This window comes from Sphingobium sp. B10D7B, assembly GCF_025961955.1.
GTDB lineage: Bacteria > Pseudomonadota > Alphaproteobacteria > Sphingomonadales > Sphingomonadaceae > Sphingobium.
This window is the reverse complement of the sequence record NZ_JAOQOQ010000001.1, coordinates 1091011-1107657: the sequence shown is the minus strand read 5'-3', so window position 1 is coordinate 1107657 and position 16647 is coordinate 1091011. Positions and strand designations below refer to the sequence as shown.

Here is a 16647-nt window from a genome sequence, read left to right as displayed (position 1 = left end):
CGATGCGAAAAAACTTGCGTCGAGCGGCGACCGAGGCGCTATGCCAGATCACATCGCGCCTGCCGGGCCGCGAAGCCCGAGGTCTCGATCCCCATGCCACTCGATCCCCTCTACATTCTGTGCGCGGTGGTCGCCGTGGTGATTTCCGGCCTTGCCAAGGGTGGCTTTTCCGGTGCGGGCTCGCTGGCCATGCCCATTCTTGCGCTCGCCATCGATCCGGTGCGCGCCGCGGCCATCCTGCTGCCGATCCTGATCGTGCAGGACGTGGTGGGCGTCTGGGCGTTCCGCCGCACCTGGGATGGGCATGTGCTCGCGGTGATGATCCCCGGCATGACCATTGGCGTGGCGCTGGGCTATTTCTTCTCCGCGCAGGTCTCGGCGGATGTGGTGCTGGGCGTGCTCGGCGCGATCTCGATCCTGTTCGGCTTGCAGCGCCTGTGGGTCGAGCGGGGCCATGCGATCACCCTGCCCTCCAATTCACCGGCGTGGCTGGGCGTGCTGTTCGGCGTCGCATCGGGCTTCACCAGCCACGTCGCCCATGCCGGTTCGCCACCCTTCCAGATGTGGGTGCTGCCGCGCAAGCTGCCGCGCGATACGCTCGTTGGCACCACCGCCATCGCCTTTGCGGTGATGAACTGGATCAAGGTGCCGGCCTATGCCGCGCTCGGCCAGTTCACCCACGCCAATCTGCTCGCAACCGCTGCGCTGATCCCCCTCGCCCTCATCTCCACGATGCTGGGCGTGAAGCTGGTCCGCAAGGTCGATCCGGAGCGCTTCTATGTGCTGATCTATGTCTTGATGATCCTGCTCGGCGTGAAACTGCTCGCCGATGCGCTGATGTAAATCCGGCGCGCTCCGGGCCGCACCCTTGCATTCCCCTGATGACAGCGGCGAGCGGTACGCTATGCTAAGGCGTATCGTTCTCAATCCCCCTCGCAGACGATCAGGAGACACAGATATGCGCCTCATTCACGCTGCCCTTCCCGCTCTTCTTCTTGCCGGCATCACCGGCGGGCTGGTCGCACAGCCTGGCAAGCCGGACCCCGCCGCGATTTCCGGCGGCACCTATACCGCCGATCCCGGCCACACGCTGGTGAAGTGGGAGGTCGATCATCTGGGCTTCACGCCCTATTTCGGCATTTTCGGTGACATCACCGGCACGCTCCAGCTCGACCCCAAAAACCCTTCGGCGGCCAAGGTGGATGTGACCATTCCCGTCTCCAAGGTCACCACTGCCAGCGCGGGCCTGACGGCTCACTTGCTGCGCGCCGGCAAGGACGGCAAGGCTGCCGACTTCTTCGGCCCGACGCCCGCCGACGCCCGCTTCGTCTCGACCAGCGTCGTCGTGGACGGTCAGGCTGCCAAGATCACCGGCAACTTCACGCTGAACGGCGTGACCAAGCCGGTCACGCTCGACGCGCGCTTCTATGGTGCCGGCATGGGCATGGGCAACAAGGAGAATGTCGGCTTCACCGCCACCGGCTCGATCAAGCGCAGCGACTTTGGCATTGCTTACGGCCTGCCGATGGTGGGTGACGAGGTTAAGCTCGAGATCGTCGCCGGCTTCACCAAGTAAGCGCTGAGACTATCCGGCCGGTGAGGCGATCACCGGCCGGTCACAGCCCATGCGCGCAAGATGGGCGCGCCGCGCGACGATCCCGTCATCCCCCTTAAAGATTGGCGAGAGCGGATAGACGCCGAGCGGCTGGAACTGCCGAAAATCCATCACCGCCACATCATAGCGTGCGCACAGGGCCGCCAGATCGGTGGACTTCAGCATTTGCAGCGCCATCACTGCCGGTTTGCCGGGCGCACCATCGGCACCGAAGCGCACGAGGTCGGTCATGAAATAGCCACCGCGAATATCGACGAGCACCACATCGGCGTCAGACGCGCGGATCGCAGCCATCGTCTTGGCATAGCCCCGCACATAGTGCTCGGTATCGCGCGCCTGCCAGAGCGTGCCCAGCAGCGCGAACAGAGCACCGGCCACCAGCAGCGCCCGGCCGTAGCGCGCATCGCGCGGTACGACGGCGCGCCAGCCCAGCCCGGCAAGCAGGCACAGCGCGCCGATCTGGCCATGCATATAGCGGAAACCCCAGCCATAGCCCTGATACAGCGCAAGGCAGAGACCGGCGATCACGCCCAGCAGCAGCGGTACAGTCACCGGCACGTCACGCCACACACTCCGCCAGCGCACGCCCAACACTGCCAGGCCGGCGAGCGGCAGGAGCAGCAGATTGTTCCAGGCGATCAGCCGCGAAATGTTCAGCAGCGGCTGGAGATCATCGAGCCGGCCGAACAGGCTGATCAGCTTGTCGACGATGCTGTTGGTGCGGTGGACATCGCTCGGCGGTGCCGGGCCGACCAGCTCGGCCAGCGCCATCGGCCACAGCCGGGCCCAGATCACCATCAGCGCGAGCGCGACACAGATATGGAACAGCGCCGGACCCCAGCGGCGATTGGCGGCCATCCACAGGATGAACGGCGCGATAAACAGCAGCGGGAAGTGCCATTGATGCAGCCCGGCGGCCAGAATCGCGACCAATGCGGCCAGTCCATGTCCCAATGCACCGCCGCGCAACACCAGCGCCAGCCAGATCATGTTGAACGCGAAATGGCTCGTCATCGCATAAGGCGTCATGCCGGTGACGAGCAATTGCGCGGAGGTGAGCGCCATAACCATCGTCACCAGCGCAGCATCGCGCCGATCCGGGTTGAGGCGCCGCGCGATATGCCAGAGCGCGACGAGGCCCGCGCCGAGGGTCACCGGGGCGGCGAGATCGGCCAGCCCGACGCGCTGAAACAGGCTGCGGATTGCGGCATGGACCGGCAAATAGATCGACGTCCAATGCGTATCCGAACCGTAGGGACTGTAGAATTCCGGCTGCATGGCATGGCGGAATTCCAGCCAGGCTTCGGGAATCGGCCAGCCGATCATACCGTGGGCGAGCGCGCCTGCCGTCAGCTCGACCATCACCTCGTCGCGCGAAACGCTGTAGCCATGGAAAACCCACGTCCGCCCCAGCCAGGCGAGCAGAACGACGAGGAGGATGCCGGCGGGAACGAGCGCCCTCCCGGCAAAGGTGCCGCCACTTACGCGCTGGTCAGCCAGCCGACCGCGCGGCACCCGAAGACCGACGATAAAACCCGCGACCAAAAGGCCAAATGCCTGCGCGTCCAGCATCCACATATCCTGCCGGGCGAACAGATATTCGGAAATGCTCCGGCCGGGCTGGCCGCGCAAATGCCACATCCAGGTGCCCCAGCTCAGCGCGAGGCACAGCAGACCGCCCGCCACCAGCGCCGTTGCGAGAGCCAGCGGGCGCCCGCGCTGCGGGTCAGACGATCGGGACATTGCCCTCACGCGCCAGATCTGCGCGAATGAACAGGCCGTCCATTTCCACCAGCAACGGGAAATGGCCTTTATTATTGGCGAACACGGCATTGGGCACGAAGCCGCCGCGCTCCAGAAGCGCGATCATCGTGCGATAGTCCGTCGCGCCATCGTAGAGCGGGCGCACCGACAATTCGGTCTGCGCGGCGGTGATGCGCGCAGCAACCGCGCTGGCCCCGGACCAGACCTGCGCGTCGTGCCCCTGCGTATCCATCTTGAGCAGAATTGCCTTGGCATCGCGCGCCGGCTCCAGATCGGGCAGCAGCGTATCCAGCCGGGCGCAGGGCACATGGACGGTGCGCGTGACCTTGTTGCGCTCGGCAAAAATCTGCTCAAGGCCATCCTGCGGAGCATTGAGCGAGCTGAACTGGTCCGCCGCCATCAGGTGGAAGGTCGCCTCCCCGTCTCGATCCGACAGGGCGATATTATGGACGTGCCATTGCGCATCCTTGCCGGCGATCTCCACCAGCTTCGCGCAGACCTCGGGATGCGGCTCAAACGAGAGGATCGTGCCGCGAAAGCCGACATCCTTGCGCAACATGGTGGCATATTGCCCGGCATTGGCGCCGACATCGATCACGCAATCGATGCCGAAATGCGCGATCAGCCGGCGCAGCGAGACGATCTCGCCATATTGATGCTGGCGGCCGACAAGGCTCAGCCGCACGGCCAGCCAGCGGTCGCGCAGTTCGCGACGGTAGCGGCGCAGGTCGATCATGCCGCGCTCTCCGCGGTCGAGCCGCCGGTTTTGGCCGCGAAGCGCTCACGCGCGACCTGGTAGGCCTCCTGCGTCTGCGCGGCGGCGACATCCCATCCCGTCATCACCTGACCATGGGCGCGCGCGGCCTCGCCCGCCTCCTGCCGACGGCGCGCATCGACGATGAGCTGGCGCAGGGCCACCGCCAACGCTGGGGCATTGCCCGCCGGAAAGCGCGTCGCCACGGCATCGGGAAGGTCGCCGAACATGCCGGCATCGCTGGTTACCATGGCGGCGCCATAGCGCAGCGCGGAGAGGAAGGCACCGCTCGAATCGATCTCGCGATAGGGAAACGCCAGAATGTCCGCCGCGCGCAGATGCGCATCGAGCCGATGCTCGGTGAGGAAGCCGAGATCGGTCACCAGCCGCTCGCTGAAGCCGCCGCCATGAATGGCTTGCAGAAACGCCTCCACCGGCATGAACGGCTTGCCGGCAATGGCCAGCTCGAAAATAAGCCCGTCGCGCCAGAGATCAAGACAGGCCTGCACCAGCAAATCCAGCCCCTTATAGGGCCGAATCGTGCCGAAGAAGAGGATCCGCGGCACGGTTCCGCGCGGGACGGCGGCAAGGTCCTCCGCCGTCGCCTCCCGCAAGGTCATCGGCGGATGCGGCACCAGTGCGATGTCGGAACGATCGATCCCCTGCTTGAGCAGCGTCTCGCGCGTCTGCTCGCCATGGACGATCAGCAGATCGAACTGCCGCAGCAGCGCCTCATAGCCGCGCCCCTGCACGCCGGAGCGATCCTCACCGTGAAACGGGCGGGCATTGTGGACGGTGTGGACCAGCGCCGTCCGGCCTGCGAGGCGATCGAGCAAGATCTTGTCGACCATCGCCAGCGGCAACCACTGGAAATGCGCCACATCGCCTGCCAGCGAACCCAAACGGCCAAGCCGGGCATCCAGCGCATAATCGGCGGCCTTGGCGATCTGCCCGGCGCGGCCATCGCCCAACACCGGCCGTAGCCGCTCGCCAATCCGGAAGAAGCGGGGCTCATAGCGGTAGCGCTTGGGCACGATGGCATCGGTTTCGCGCATCGGCCGACCGATCAGCGTCACCTCATTGCCGCGCGCGGCCAGCGCCTCGCAGAGCCCATCATCATAGCGCGGCGTGAACAGCGAGGGGTCGATCATCGAAATCTTCACACGCTGCCCCTTGCCTGCGCTTCTGCGCTCCGCGCTTCCGTCAGATGCATCAGCATACGCCCATGAACCAGCCCGAGGGATACATGAACAGCGGCGTAGAGAGCCAGAAACCCGGCGGAGAGAGTCCAGCCGAGGCTCTCATGCACGGGCATGGCGAGCGGAACCGCCAGCACACTGCCGAGCAACAGCAGCATCGAAGGCCGCAGCAAGGCGCCGAACCGCCCCAACCCCCATTGCAGATAGACCGAGACGCAAATGAAGCTGAGGCCAAGGAGCAGCGCGATCATCATCGCAATTTCAGAATATTGGAGGTCGAGATTGCCATTAAATATGATGTGGGCGACCAGCTTTCCTGCGACCAGCAGCGCGGCACTGCCGGCCATTGTGGCGCCCAGCGACCAGCCCAGGCAGCGCAGCACCGCGCGCCGCACGCCCGCGCCATCGCCCTGATAGGCCGCGCGGGTCAGGCCGGGAAGAACGGTCTCCGTAAGAGCGCGAATGACGGCGGACAGCGAGCGGGACAGCTTGAACACCAAATCGAAGAGCAGCAGCGGCCGTGGGTCCGGCGTCACCGCCACGATGGTGAAATAGGGTGCGTTATAGGCGCCCACATCACACAGCGTGAGAACGCCGGTCCGACCGAAATCGGAGAGATAATGCGCGCGCACCACCGCCAGCCCTGGCCCCAGCACGATCCAGTCGCGCCGCCGCATCGCCAATGTCGCATGAAAGGTCGCAAGCCCGGTGCACAGCACCCCGAGCGCGACAACCAGCTGAATGAGCACCGAGGCGAGGATGGGCAGCGGCCCGAGTGCGGCCAATAGCAGCGCGAGGCCGGAGATACGGCGGATGCTGTCCAGCGCTTCCCACCAGAGATTGTGATCGACCGCCGCCAGCGCCCGCCGCGCCAGCAGGGTGAGCAGATTGAAGGCTGCGACGAGATAGAAGGTGATGAACAGCGCCGGATAGTCGGTCTTGAGCCAGCCCGTCGCGATGGCGCCACCGATCAGCACGGCGCCCAAGGCCACGAGACCAGCAAGAATCCACAGCAGGGCGACCAGCTCGGCGGGATCGAACGCGCCCTCCCCGCTCACCCGCAAGCGCCGCAACCGGGCATAGGCGATGGCGCTCAGGCCAAGCTCGGCGGACACGGTGAAGTTGGCGAAGGCGACCAGCAGCAGAAAGCCGCGAAACTCCTCAAGGGGGAGAATGCGCACGAACACGAAGGTGACGACGAAGCCCCACAGCATGGCGAGGGCCACATTGCCCAGCTTCACCAGCCCGAGCAGCCCGGAATGACGCTCAAGACGCCCCGCCAGCGCAATCAGGCCGGCCATCACCCCCGCAGGCTCATCATGCCGGACGACGGGCGCGGAACAGCGTGTCTGCCAGCGCCTCCCGCCTCACCGCCTCGGGCGGGCGGGACGCGGCATCAATCAGGTCCACCTCGAAGCCGGCCGCGCGGATGCGCTCGGCAAAGTCACGGCCATATTGGCGGACATGGTCCCACTGGCCGAAGCGCCGCTCCCGCTCGCGGCCAGAGAGATCCGGCGGGCCATCCTCGCTGGGGCGATCCCATAGCGGCACAAGCAGCCAAGCCTCGCCCCCAGGCTTGAGCGCCCGCAGCAGGTTGCGCAGCACCACGGCGTCGTCCGGCACATGCTCCATCACATGGCTGGCATAAATGCGGTCGTAGCGCGACTCGTCGGTCATCGCCATCAGGTCCAGGTGCTGGACACCGGGGACAGCATAGCGTGAGGGGTCGATATCGGCGGGCACATAGTCGCCGGCATGGGCGCGGAAACGCTCGATCAAGCTCGCCTCGCCCGGTGCGCAATGCAGCACCGCGCTCCAGGCCGGCAAGGCGATGACGCCTTCATCAAGAAGATGGTGCATCAGCCGTTCGCGTGGCGATGCGCCGCAATCGAGGCATCCCCACTCCGCTTCATCGCCATAGCGGAAGAAGCCCACCACGTCGTGCCGGCAGGCCGGGCAATGCCGGTCACGCGCAGCGCCGAAGGCTGACCGCACGGCCAGTTCCGCTCTCGAGAGATGCTTACCTGCGGCCTTGCGCACGCGTTGCATGGTGATCATGGCGCGAGCCTATACAATGCTGCACCCCGAAAGCGAGAGGAACCGCACATCTTTGCGTGCACGGCCTCAGTCGCGGGACTTGGCGGGCGTCCACAGCGTGAAGGTCTGCCCGCGCATGGCGAGCATCACGCCCTTCAAAGTCGCCATATAGGCCAGCAACAGGTCAAAGATCGCTGCGAGCGGCCCGCGCCGCGCCATCGCGCCCAGCATCGCCAGCACTAGCCCGGCCGCCACCAGCGCGACTGCGGCAACAGGCGTGATCCGCCAGGCCAGCGCCAGCGCCGCGAGAACCGCCAGCCCGATCCATAACCCGCCGAACCAGCGCACGATCTTGCGGGAGCCATATTTGAATCGGTCGAGCCTGCTCATCCGCCGCAATCCCGGCCGCAAATGCCGGTGCGTGTGCCAGCTGCGGGCGGCGATGCGCACCTTGCGACGATATTCGTCGGCGCGCTGGGCTACCATCGCCTCACGGGCGATGACGTCTTTGGCCTTGATGAGTCGGCGGCCGGCGAAGACAACCGCCATGGAGACGGTGAGATCGTCCAGCACGCTATCCGGAAAATCGGGATACAGCGCGCGCCCGATCGAGAAGATCGATCCGTCCGCCCCCATCACATTGCCGGTGCGCGACTCGAGATCCTTAAGATGCTCCTCGAGCCGCCAGTAAAACGCGCCCACAGACGCCGACGCGCTGCGATCCGCGCCATCATAACGGAGCGAGCCCAGCACGCCGCCGACCTGCGGATCGGCATAATATGGCAGTAGCGCATCGATAGCGTTTGCGTCGAGCAGCACGTTGGCGTCGGTAAAGACGAGAATATCGCCCGTGGCCATGGCCGCGAGTTGCTTCATCCCGTGCGCCTTGCCGCTGCGACCCGGACCGCGCAGCAGCGTGAGGACGTCCTGAGCCTGGCCCAGCAGGTCGCCCGTGCCATCGCCGGAGCCATCGTCGAAGGCGAGGATCTGTAATGCCGGATGCCGCGCCTTGAGCGCACGCAGATTCTCGATCTTCGTGGGCAGCGATGCGGCCTCGTTATAGGCGCAGAAGAGCAGCGAGACGGTAGGCGGGACCGCGCCGCCCGCGTGCTGGACCGGCTTGGTCGGCAGCAACCGCAGGATGAGCGGATAGATCAGGAACGGCCAGACCAGCAGCACCGCACATAGCACGATGATGAGGGCGAGGATCACATCGACGGGCGTCATCGCATGTGTCCCCTCCGGGCTTCCCTGTTCTCCTGCGAAAGCAGGAGCACAGGGCGCAGCAGATGAACTTTGCCGCCCTGGGCTCCTGCTTTCGCAGGAGCACAACGCCCCTCTGCAAAACGCCCATCCTCAGAATGCATTGTCATGCGCCAGCACCCGCAGCGTCGCGACAATTATCCGCAAGTCCCGCCAGATCGACCAGTTAGTCACATATTCAAGATCGGACTGGAGCCGGTTGATGAGATCCTCATGCCGGTCGGTCGGGCCGCGATGGCCACGCACCTGCGCCAGACCGGTCATGCCCGGTTTGATGCAATGTCGCGCCCAATAGCGCTCATCGACCTCCCAATAGAGGCTCTGCGCCGCCTTCGCCGCCGGGGCATGCGGGCGTGGACCGACGATGCTCATATCGCCTTTCAACACATTGAAAAGCTGCGGCAGTTCATCGATACTCGTGCGCCGCAGAAAGGCGCCGATGCGGGTCACGCGCGGATCGTCCTTTTCGGTGAGCTTGTCCGCCTTGAGGTCGCTCAGCGCCATATGCATGGTGCGGAATTTGAGGATCATGAACGGTCGCGCATCGCGCCCCAGCCGCTGCTGGCGGAAGAACACCGGCCCCGGCCCCGAGAGCTTCACCGCCAACGCGCCGAAAATCAGGATCGGCGAGAGCGCCAGGATCGCCGGCACGCAGATCGCCAGATCGAACAGGCGCTTCAACAGCCGGTCCCGGAACAGCAGCGGTCCACCCGCAACCACCAGCGTCGGATGATCGGCAAAGGCGCTCACCTTCGCGGGCACGAACTGGCGCATCTCCGGCACCAGGATTTCTCCCTTGGCGGACAGGGAGGTAAGCGCGATGCGCCAGTCCGCGATCCGCTCGGCGGGGCACGCGACGACCACGCGCTCGGCACCACCGACACCATCGGCGAGGCGCTCGGCCATTTTGGCATCCCGCGCGGTGGGATCGAAGCCGATCGCCTGCGCATCCACCCGCCAGGCATCGCGCGGCGTTTCGATCTCGACGCCATCGACCAGCAGCACCGTGATGTGCGGCACCGTGCCGACCAGCCAGATTGCCAGCCGGTCGATCAGCGGACGCACCGCGATCAGCCCGCCGGCAGACAAAGCGAGGCCGACCATGAAGGTGAGACGCGACAATTGCTCGGCGATCTTACCGAGGTAGATGATGAACAGGGTCAACATCACCGCTTGCGCCAGCGACCATACCGCCTTGGCGGCGCTCGCCCGACGATTGCCGATCATCCTTATCCCGTAGACGCCGCCATGCACGGCAATGAGCACGTAGACGGGCACGATCATTGCCGCCATCACCAAGCCATGCGGCTTGCCCGGCTCGCCGATGAGGGACCCCAGTACCAGAAGATTGGCCAAGGCAAAGGCCAGCCCGAGCACCAGCATGTCGAGCATGATGCTCAGCAGATAGAGGCGCAGGCGTGCTGCTTCCTTCGACTGCGCGGGTTTGGCTGCCATGGCCGCGCGCTATGCCCCTGCGCGGGGGCCGTCAACGAGATTGTGCGTGGGCGGCGCGGTGGCATCCGTCGCAGTTCCAGCAACATATGTCCCGCGCCGGGGCAGGATTTCGGGATCATCGCTGGAATATCGTGTATGACCCTTTTATGACGGCCACCCTAGAACGCCGCGGAGAGATGATGCAGCATAGCCCCAACAGACCAGCGCCAGCCGTGAACAGGATCCAAAACAACCTGCTTGCGGCGCCGGAGAGACGTCTGCTGAACTGGCTGTGCAGCATCATGCCCCGCTGGGTCACGCCCGATATGCTCACGACGCTGGGCGTGGTGGGCGGGCTTGCCACCTTCGTCGGTTATGCCGGCAGCAGCTTTGGCGACCAATGGCTGTGGCTGGCGATGGCCGGCTATGTGTTGCAGTGGTTCGGCGACTCGCTGGATGGCAGCCTCGCCCGCTATCGCCACATTGAGCGGCCATCCTACGGTTACTTCATCGACCATAGCTGCGACGGCATCGTGACCTTGCTCATTCTGGGCGGCATGGGGTTCAGCCCCTATGTCCGGGTGGACGTCGCGATGTTCGCGGTCGTCGGCTATCTGCTGCTCTCCATCCACGCCTATCTCGCGGCTCGGGTGATGGGCGAATTCAAGCTCTCCTATGGCATAGCCGGGCCGACGGAGCTGCGCTTCGTGCTGATCGGCATGACCATCGGCATGATGCTCACCGACCCCACCAAAGCGCCGGCCATCTCGCCATTCGACATGATCGTTGGCGGCGTGGGCGTGATCTTCGTGGTGCTGTTCGTCAGCCAGACGCTCGTTGCGGGCCGTCAACTGTCCCGGTCGGACAACGCCCGGCGCGGCTAAACGGCGCGGCGCCCGACGCAGCCTGCCTTATTCGGCGGCCTCTTCCAGATGACCATGCGACGCAGCCTGCATCGCCACGATGCCGAGCTTGGCGAGCAGCGCGCCATCCCTGTCGTCGCCGGCATTGGGTGTGGTGAGCAACTTGTCTCCGGTGAAGATGCTGTTGGCCCCAGCCATGAAGCAGAGCGCCTGACAGGCCTCGCTCATGCTCTCCCGCCCCGCTGAAAGGCGGACCATCGCCTGCGGCATGGCGAGCCGCGCCACCGCCACAGTGCGGACGAATTCGATCTCATCGATCTTGGCGAGCGGCGTATCGGCGAGCATGTCGCCGAGCACGGTGCCCTTCACCGGGACCAGCGCGTTGATCGGCACGCTCTCCGGATGCGGCATCGTCGCCAGCGCGTGGATGAAGCCGATGCGATCCTCTCGCGTCTCGCCCATGCCCACAATGCCGCCGCAGCAGACGTTGATCCCGGCAGAGCGCACGGCTTCCAGCGTCTCGATCCGGTCGGCAAAGCTGCGCGTCGTGATCACCTCGCCATATTTTTCCGGCGCGGTGTCGATGTTGTGATTGTAATAATCCAGCCCTGCCTCGGCGAGCATCTGCGCCTGACCGGGCGTCAGCATCCCCAGCGTCATGCAAGTTTCCATGCCCATCTCGCGCACGCCCTTTACCATCTCGATGAGGGCGGGCATGTCGCGGTCCTTGGGGTTGCGCCAGGCTGCCCCCATGCAGAAGCGGCCCGAGCCGGCATCCTTGGCCTGCGCGGCGGATTGCAGCACGGCGCGCACGTCCATCAGCTTGGTGGCCTTGAGGCCCGTCTCTGCATGGACGGACTGGTTGCAATAGCCGCAATCCTCCGGGCAGCCGCCGGTCTTGATCGAGAGCAGCGTCGAGAGCTGCACCTCGTTGCGCGGATGATTGGCCCGATGCACGCCCTGCGCCTCATAGAGCAGATCCATGAACGGCAGATCGAACAGCGCGGCGATTTCCTCGCGCGTCCAGTCGGTGCGGGGGGCGGTGGTCACCGGCGCGGCTGCGGATGAAAGCTGTGTCATAGCCTGCCCCTCTGCCTTAGGCCGAGCCGCTTGAAAAGCCACTCTTGCCATTGGCGGCATCCGCATAGCGCCTGAGCGCATCCGCATAACGCCCGACCAGCCGCCGCGCCTGTTCGTCGGCGGGCATCGCAGCAAGCGCCGCGCTCAGCCGCACAGGCCATTCTCCCTGCAGATCGCCCAGCCGCTCTCGAGCGATGCCAATGGTGAAGAGGATGGCACGGCTCTCCGGCAGGCGCCTCAGCGTTTGCCGTTCGCAGCGGACGATCAGCGTCTGCCCGGCATTGTCCGGCGTGACATGCGCAAACGCGGCGGCCTCATCGACGGTCGGGAGATAGCGCCACTCCATGGACGGCACGATGAACCAGTTGGCCCGCGCGAAAATTGGCCCCGCTTTCAGCCCATTCATGAAATGATCGACACCGGGCGCCAATTGCTCGGCATAGCCATGGATGGGCGCATGGATCTGCGCCATCGGTCGGCGGATCTTGTCCGCAATGCGCCAGTCGGTCGGGAAGCCCACCGCAGCGGCGGTAAGCTGCCACGGCCCGCCAGGCTCCGCCTGCTGCATGATGCACAGATCTTCCCAGCAGCCGCGCGCGATATCGACCAGCTCTCCTGAAATGCCGACCATCGCGCCGAGTTCGCGGATGGCGCCATAGGCACCGGGCAGCGTCTGCACCGCCGCCGGGTGCGCATCGAACACGGCGGCGCGGGCGGCGCGGTCGAAGTCCGGCCAGAGCCAGTCCTCCTCCGGCACGCGGCGCAGGCCCATGGTCATCGCCCGGCCCATTCGCGCGGCGGCCAGCAGATCGGGCACGGAGAAGCCAAGCGTCATGCCGCCCCGCCTCCGTGCCCGGCTGCCATCCTCAGAGCGCGTCCAGCGCCTGCGCCATGTCCGCGATGATGTCATCGATATGCTCGATGCCAACCGACACGCGCACCACGTCCGGCCCGGCGCCAGCTGCGACCAGTTCCGCCTCTGACAGCTGGCTATGGGTGGTCGAAGCAGGGTGGATAATCAGCGAGCGGGTATCGCCGATGTTGGCCAGATGGCTGAACAGCTTGACGCCGGAGACGAGCTTGATGCCAGCCTCGCGCCCACCCTTCACGCCGAAGGTGAACACGGCGCCGCCTTTGCCGCCCAGATAACGCTGCGCGAGCGCATGATAGGGATCGTCCGGCAGACCGGCATAGCGCACCCACTCGACCTTGGGATGCTTCTGGAGCCACCGCGCCAGCGCCAGCGCGTTATCGCAATGCCGCTCCATGCGCAGCGACAGGGTTTCCATGCCAGTGAGCGCGAGGAAGGCATTCATCGGCGCCAGCGCAGGCCCCAGATCGCGCAGGCCCAGCACCCGGCAGGCGATGATGAAGGCAATCGGTCCTACCGCGTCGCTCAGCACGGCGCCGTGGTAGGAGTCGTTCGGCTGGGTCAGCGCAGGGAACTTGCCGGACTTCACCCAATCGAACTTGCCGGCGTCCACGATCACGCCGCCGATGGAATTGCCATGGCCGTTGAGGAACTTGGTGACCGAATGCACCACGATGTCTGCGCCATGCTCGATCGGGCGGCACAGCACAGGCGTCGCCAGCGTGTTATCCACGATCAGTGGAATGCCGGCGTCGTGCGCGATCTTCGCGATCGCCCCGATATCCTGCACCACGCCGCCGGGATTGGCGAGGCTCTCGATGAACACGGCGCGCGTGCGGTCCGTGATCGCCGCGGCGATATTGGCCGGATCGTCCGCATCCACGAAGGTCGAGCCCCAGCTCATCTTCTTGAAGCTATGACCGATCTGGTTGAGCGAGCCGCCATAGAGTTTCTTGGCCGCGACGATGTGATCGCCGGCTTCGAGCAGCGTGTGGAACGCCAGGAACTGCGCGGCATGACCCGAGGCCACGGCCAGCGCGGCAGCACCGCCCTCAAGCGCGGCAATCTTGCCTTCCAGCGCACCGTTGGTGGGGTTCATGATTCGCGTGTAGATGTTGCCGAACTCCTGCAGCGCGAACAGGCGCGCGGCGTGATCAGCATCGTCGAACACATAGGATGCGGTCTGGTAGATCGGCGTGATCCGCGCCTTGGTGGTCGGGTCGGGCTCGGTTCCGGCATGGACAGCGAGGGTATCGATCTTCTGGCTCACGGGGCTGCTCTCCTTTGTTTTGCGCGAAGCGTGACCGACAGCGGCATGGACCGCCATACAGAAAGGCTCCTTAGCGCCTCACCGGCGCAAAGCCTACCGCCAGCGCGCGCCCACAGACCGATGATCCTCCACCTGCTTGCAGAGATCGCTCCCGATCGCCAACTAGGCACCACAGACAGGACACGCCATGCACATTCAGGACTCCACGCCCCGCCCCCGCCAGATCGCCGAGATCGGCAGCTATCACGCGCATATTTATTATGATGCCGCGACGCGCCCGGTGGCGGAGCGCCTGCGCGCAGGCGTGTCCGATCGATTTTCCGTTCGGCTGGGGCGCTGGCACGATCGGCTGGTCGGGCCGCACACGCAATCCATGTTTCAGATCGCCTTTGCTTGCAGCCTGTTCGACACGCTGGTGCCGTGGCTGATGCTCAACCATGGTGGACTGAGCATTCTCATCCACCCCAATACGCTGAACCAGCGGCGCGATCATCTGGAGGACGCGCTGTGGATCGGCGCCCCGCAGGCGATCCTTGGCGACCGCCTGCCAACCGAGGGCGCAGAGCCGAATGATGTCGGTGAGATCAATTCCGCGCCCGTTGCCGGAGTCACCATCTAGCGAGGCAGTATCCCTTCGCCGCAGCACAGGTCGGAGCCATGCGACAGACATAGAAAAACCCCGCCAAGTCGTTGAACCTGGCGGGGTTTTCCATGGTGGGCGTGGCAAGGATTGAACTTGCGACCCCTGCGATGTCAACACAGTGCTCTACCACTGAGCTACACGCCCACTTGAGAGGAGAGGCCCTTACGCAACGTGCGAGGGCGGCGCAAGCGCAAATATCAGAGAAGGTTCTCTGCGCTGGTCCGATTGAACATGCGATCAACCTCCATCACCAGATCGCGCAAGTGAAACGGCTTGGAGAGAACCTTGGCTTCCGGCGCGACGCGGCCCGCGCGCAGGGTCACCGCCGCAAAGCCGGTGATGAACATCACGCGCGTATGCGGCGAGACGGACGCGACATGCTGGGCCAGCTCGATGCCGTCCATTTCCGGCATCACGATATCGGTTAGCAGCAGATCGAAATGCTCGGCCTCGATGATCGGCACCGCCGCCGTGCCCCGGTCCACCGCCACGACCTCATAGCCGGAGCGTTCGAGCGCACGAACGAGATACTGCCGCATCGAGTCATCGTCTTCCGCCAACAAAATGCGAAACATGCGCGTGCCGAAGCCTCCGGGATACTCGTCGATCACACCGCCATAAAGCCTGATAGGCCTTGGCGTCACCCCTTGCTTTATGCGAAAAGCGATTAAGAATTTCCATCAGTTGCGGCCAATTGCGGAAAATTTCGCAGCCGCAAGCGGCCCTGTGGAGGACCATTGCGACCCAAGCCTGCCCGGAGTCATGACGCGTTTCATCACTATGGCGTGGCCGGTGATTGCGGTCCTCTGGTGTTCGCCGTCCCTCACGCGGGGCGGGACTATTCCCCCGCCCTGCTCGCGCGGGCCCGCGTCTCGCAAAAGGCTTTGCAGGGGCTGGAGGACCGCTATGCCGATCTGCTGGTGGAAAGGCTCATCGAGCAAGGCCATCATGTGCTGATCGCGCGCCAGCCCCGCGCCCTGATCGATCTCAATCGCGACGAGCGGGAAGTCGATCTGCGAGGCATCCAGGGGGCGCCATGGAGCTTTCGTGGCCAAAGCAGCGCAAAATTGCGCGGTGGCCTGGGCCTGATCCCGGAACGACTGGCCACGACGGGCGGTCTCTGGCGCGATCCCCTGCCCTACGCTGTCCTGTGCCAGCATATCGAGCAGGTCCATCGCCCCTACCACGCCGCGCTGGCGGCTGCGCTTGACGTGACGCGCCGTCGCTATGGCATCGCGCTGCTGCTCGACATTCATTCCATGCCACCGCTCAAGGCAACCACAGCCGACATACCGACTCCGCGCGTGGTGATCGGCGACCGATTCGGGCGGAGCGCAACGGATCGGCTGACCGACCTGTGTGCGGACGTCATCCGCCGGCACCGGCTGCCGGTGGCGATCAACGCGCCCTATGCGGGTAACCATATTCTTGAGCGACATGGCCGGCCCGAGCGGGACGTTCACGCCATTCAGATCGAATTCGATCGGTCGCTCTATCTGGATGCGGCAATGGCCGAACCGGGGCCTGGCCTTGCCGATGTGCAGGGCCTGCTTATGACACTGGCCGAGCACCTCTCGCGCGAGCTGATTGACTTTACCCGGCCGCTGGCGGCCGAATAGCGCAACCCGAGCCATCTTCGTTTAACCATAAAAAACCACCCCGTGCGATGCACAGGGTGGCCCAGGTTCAGGGAGGAGACGTCCCGAAAGGGCGGGACGCCCACGCAACGGCTCGAAAGGGGGAACAAGCCATTGCGTATTTTGAAGTTAAGGCACGGCCCGAGCCTTTTCAAGCCCGGGCCGCAAGAGGTAGATGATTTTTTCAACTTATCGCCTCGCCCCGCCGAAAAAATCG

16 protein-coding genes and 1 tRNA gene are annotated in these 16647 nt (G+C 65.0%); 5 read left to right on the top strand and 12 right to left on the bottom strand.

What is annotated here, in order from left to right:
• Nucleotides 1-93: 93 nt before the first annotated feature.
• Together M2331_RS05190 and M2331_RS05185 are read left to right on the top strand one after the other, a co-directional pair.
• Entirely contained in the window at nt 94-843 is a 750-nt protein-coding gene (locus tag M2331_RS05190) for a sulfite exporter TauE/SafE family protein (protein WP_181559285.1), read from the top strand.
• 115 nt (nt 844-958) lie between these two features.
• Nucleotides 959-1576, top strand: coding sequence for a YceI family protein (locus M2331_RS05185; protein WP_181559284.1), 618 nt, complete (start codon nt 959-961; stop codon nt 1574-1576).
• 9 nt (nt 1577-1585) lie between these two features.
• On the opposite strand, the gene M2331_RS05180 is transcribed toward M2331_RS05185, so the two are convergent.
• The 7 genes from M2331_RS05180 to M2331_RS05150 form a co-directional block, all read right to left on the bottom strand.
• Complete coding sequence (locus M2331_RS05180) at nt 1586-3358, bottom strand: MFS transporter (protein WP_181559283.1); 1773 nt, start codon at nt 3356-3358, stop codon at nt 1586-1588.
• Entirely contained in the window at nt 3342-4106 is a 765-nt protein-coding gene (locus M2331_RS05175; protein ID WP_181561374.1) for an FkbM family methyltransferase, read from the bottom strand. Before M2331_RS05175 ends, M2331_RS05180 begins: the two co-directional genes overlap by 17 nt.
• 5 nt (nt 4107-4111) lie before the next feature.
• The gene (locus M2331_RS05170) at nt 4112-5296 is read right to left on the bottom strand and encodes a glycosyltransferase family 4 protein (protein ID WP_181559282.1); all 1185 of its coding nucleotides are present in this window, start codon (nt 5294-5296) and stop codon (nt 4112-4114) included.
• Nucleotides 5293-6633: a hypothetical protein gene (locus M2331_RS05165; protein ID WP_181559281.1), complete on the bottom strand. Its 1341-nt coding sequence runs from the start codon at nt 6631-6633 to the stop codon at nt 5293-5295. Before M2331_RS05165 ends, M2331_RS05170 begins: the two co-directional genes overlap by 4 nt.
• 16 nt (nt 6634-6649) lie before the next feature.
• Complete coding sequence (locus tag M2331_RS05160) at nt 6650-7390, bottom strand: methyltransferase domain-containing protein (RefSeq protein ID WP_181559280.1); 741 nt, start codon at nt 7388-7390, stop codon at nt 6650-6652.
• A gap of 66 nt (nt 7391-7456) precedes the next feature.
• Nucleotides 7457-8596, bottom strand: coding sequence for a glycosyltransferase (locus tag M2331_RS05155; protein WP_181559279.1), 1140 nt, complete (start codon nt 8594-8596; stop codon nt 7457-7459).
• A 129-nt stretch (nt 8597-8725) separates the two neighbouring features.
• Nucleotides 8726-10087: an exopolysaccharide biosynthesis polyprenyl glycosylphosphotransferase gene (locus M2331_RS05150; protein WP_181559278.1), complete on the bottom strand. Its 1362-nt coding sequence runs from the start codon at nt 10085-10087 to the stop codon at nt 8726-8728.
• A 179-nt stretch (nt 10088-10266) separates the two neighbouring features.
• On the opposite strand from M2331_RS05150, the gene M2331_RS05145 reads away from it, so the two are divergent.
• Nucleotides 10267-10950 carry a CDP-alcohol phosphatidyltransferase family protein gene (locus M2331_RS05145; protein ID WP_181561373.1) on the top strand — a complete coding sequence of 228 codons (684 nt, stop codon included), beginning with the start codon at nt 10267-10269 and terminating at the stop codon, nt 10948-10950.
• 27 nt (nt 10951-10977) lie between these two features.
• On the opposite strand, the gene bioB is transcribed toward M2331_RS05145, so the two are convergent.
• Genes bioB through M2331_RS05130 form a run of 3 tightly spaced genes read right to left on the bottom strand, consistent with a single transcriptional unit; the run spans nt 10978 to nt 14150 of the window.
• Complete coding sequence (gene bioB / locus M2331_RS05140; RefSeq protein WP_181559277.1) at nt 10978-12009, bottom strand: biotin synthase BioB; 1032 nt, start codon at nt 12007-12009, stop codon at nt 10978-10980.
• Nucleotides 12010-12025: 16 nt separating this feature from the next.
• Nucleotides 12026-12844 carry a heme-dependent oxidative N-demethylase subunit alpha family protein gene (locus M2331_RS05135; protein ID WP_181559276.1) on the bottom strand — a complete coding sequence of 273 codons (819 nt, stop codon included), beginning with the start codon at nt 12842-12844 and terminating at the stop codon, nt 12026-12028.
• 31 nt (nt 12845-12875) lie between these two features.
• Nucleotides 12876-14150, bottom strand: a complete 1275-nt coding sequence (locus M2331_RS05130; RefSeq protein ID WP_264584772.1) for an O-acetylhomoserine aminocarboxypropyltransferase — start codon at nt 14148-14150, stop codon at nt 12876-12878.
• Nucleotides 14151-14337: 187 nt separating this feature from the next.
• Here M2331_RS05130 and M2331_RS05125 point away from each other — a divergent pair, with 187 nt between their 5' ends.
• Nucleotides 14338-14769, top strand: a complete 432-nt coding sequence (locus M2331_RS05125; protein ID WP_181559274.1) for a DOPA 4,5-dioxygenase family protein — start codon at nt 14338-14340, stop codon at nt 14767-14769.
• 93 nt (nt 14770-14862) lie between these two features.
• Here M2331_RS05125 and M2331_RS05120 read toward each other — a convergent pair.
• Nucleotides 14863-14937 (bottom strand) — tRNA-Val (locus M2331_RS05120).
• A gap of 53 nt (nt 14938-14990) precedes the next feature.
• Nucleotides 14991-15368, bottom strand: coding sequence for a cell cycle two-component system response regulator CpdR (gene cpdR / locus M2331_RS05115; RefSeq protein ID WP_181561372.1), 378 nt, complete (start codon nt 15366-15368; stop codon nt 14991-14993).
• Nucleotides 15369-15602: 234 nt separating this feature from the next.
• On the opposite strand from cpdR, the gene M2331_RS05110 reads away from it, so the two are divergent.
• Nucleotides 15603-16412 (top strand): N-formylglutamate amidohydrolase, encoded by an 810-nt coding sequence (locus M2331_RS05110; protein ID WP_264592300.1) that lies wholly within the window; start codon nt 15603-15605, stop codon nt 16410-16412.
• Nucleotides 16413-16647 lie beyond the last annotated feature (235 nt).

What these genes read in the sequence shown, in the direction of transcription:
- M2331_RS05190 (WP_181559285.1), top strand. Translation starts at nt 94, where the DNA reads ATGCCACTCGATCCCCTCTACATTCTGTGCGCGGTGGTCGCCGTGGTG.
- M2331_RS05185 (WP_181559284.1), top strand. Translation starts at nt 959, where the DNA reads ATGCGCCTCATTCACGCTGCCCTTCCCGCTCTTCTTCTTGCCGGCATC.
- M2331_RS05180 (WP_181559283.1), bottom strand. Translation starts at nt 3,358, where the DNA reads ATGTCCCGATCGTCTGACCCGCAGCGCGGGCGCCCGCTGGCTCTCGCA.
- M2331_RS05165 (WP_181559281.1), bottom strand. Translation starts at nt 6,633, where the DNA reads ATGGCCGGCCTGATTGCGCTGGCGGGGCGTCTTGAGCGTCATTCCGGG.
- M2331_RS05160 (WP_181559280.1), bottom strand. Translation starts at nt 7,390, where the DNA reads ATGATCACCATGCAACGCGTGCGCAAGGCCGCAGGTAAGCATCTCTCG.
- M2331_RS05155 (WP_181559279.1), bottom strand. Translation starts at nt 8,596, where the DNA reads ATGACGCCCGTCGATGTGATCCTCGCCCTCATCATCGTGCTATGTGCG.
- M2331_RS05150 (WP_181559278.1), bottom strand. Translation starts at nt 10,087, where the DNA reads ATGGCAGCCAAACCCGCGCAGTCGAAGGAAGCAGCACGCCTGCGCCTC.
- M2331_RS05145 (WP_181561373.1), top strand. Translation starts at nt 10,267, where the DNA reads ATGCAGCATAGCCCCAACAGACCAGCGCCAGCCGTGAACAGGATCCAA.
- bioB (WP_181559277.1), bottom strand. Translation starts at nt 12,009, where the DNA reads ATGACACAGCTTTCATCCGCAGCCGCGCCGGTGACCACCGCCCCCCGC.
- M2331_RS05135 (WP_181559276.1), bottom strand. Translation starts at nt 12,844, where the DNA reads ATGACGCTTGGCTTCTCCGTGCCCGATCTGCTGGCCGCCGCGCGAATG.
- M2331_RS05125 (WP_181559274.1), top strand. Translation starts at nt 14,338, where the DNA reads ATGCACATTCAGGACTCCACGCCCCGCCCCCGCCAGATCGCCGAGATC.
- cpdR (WP_181561372.1), bottom strand. Translation starts at nt 15,368, where the DNA reads ATGTTTCGCATTTTGTTGGCGGAAGACGATGACTCGATGCGGCAGTAT.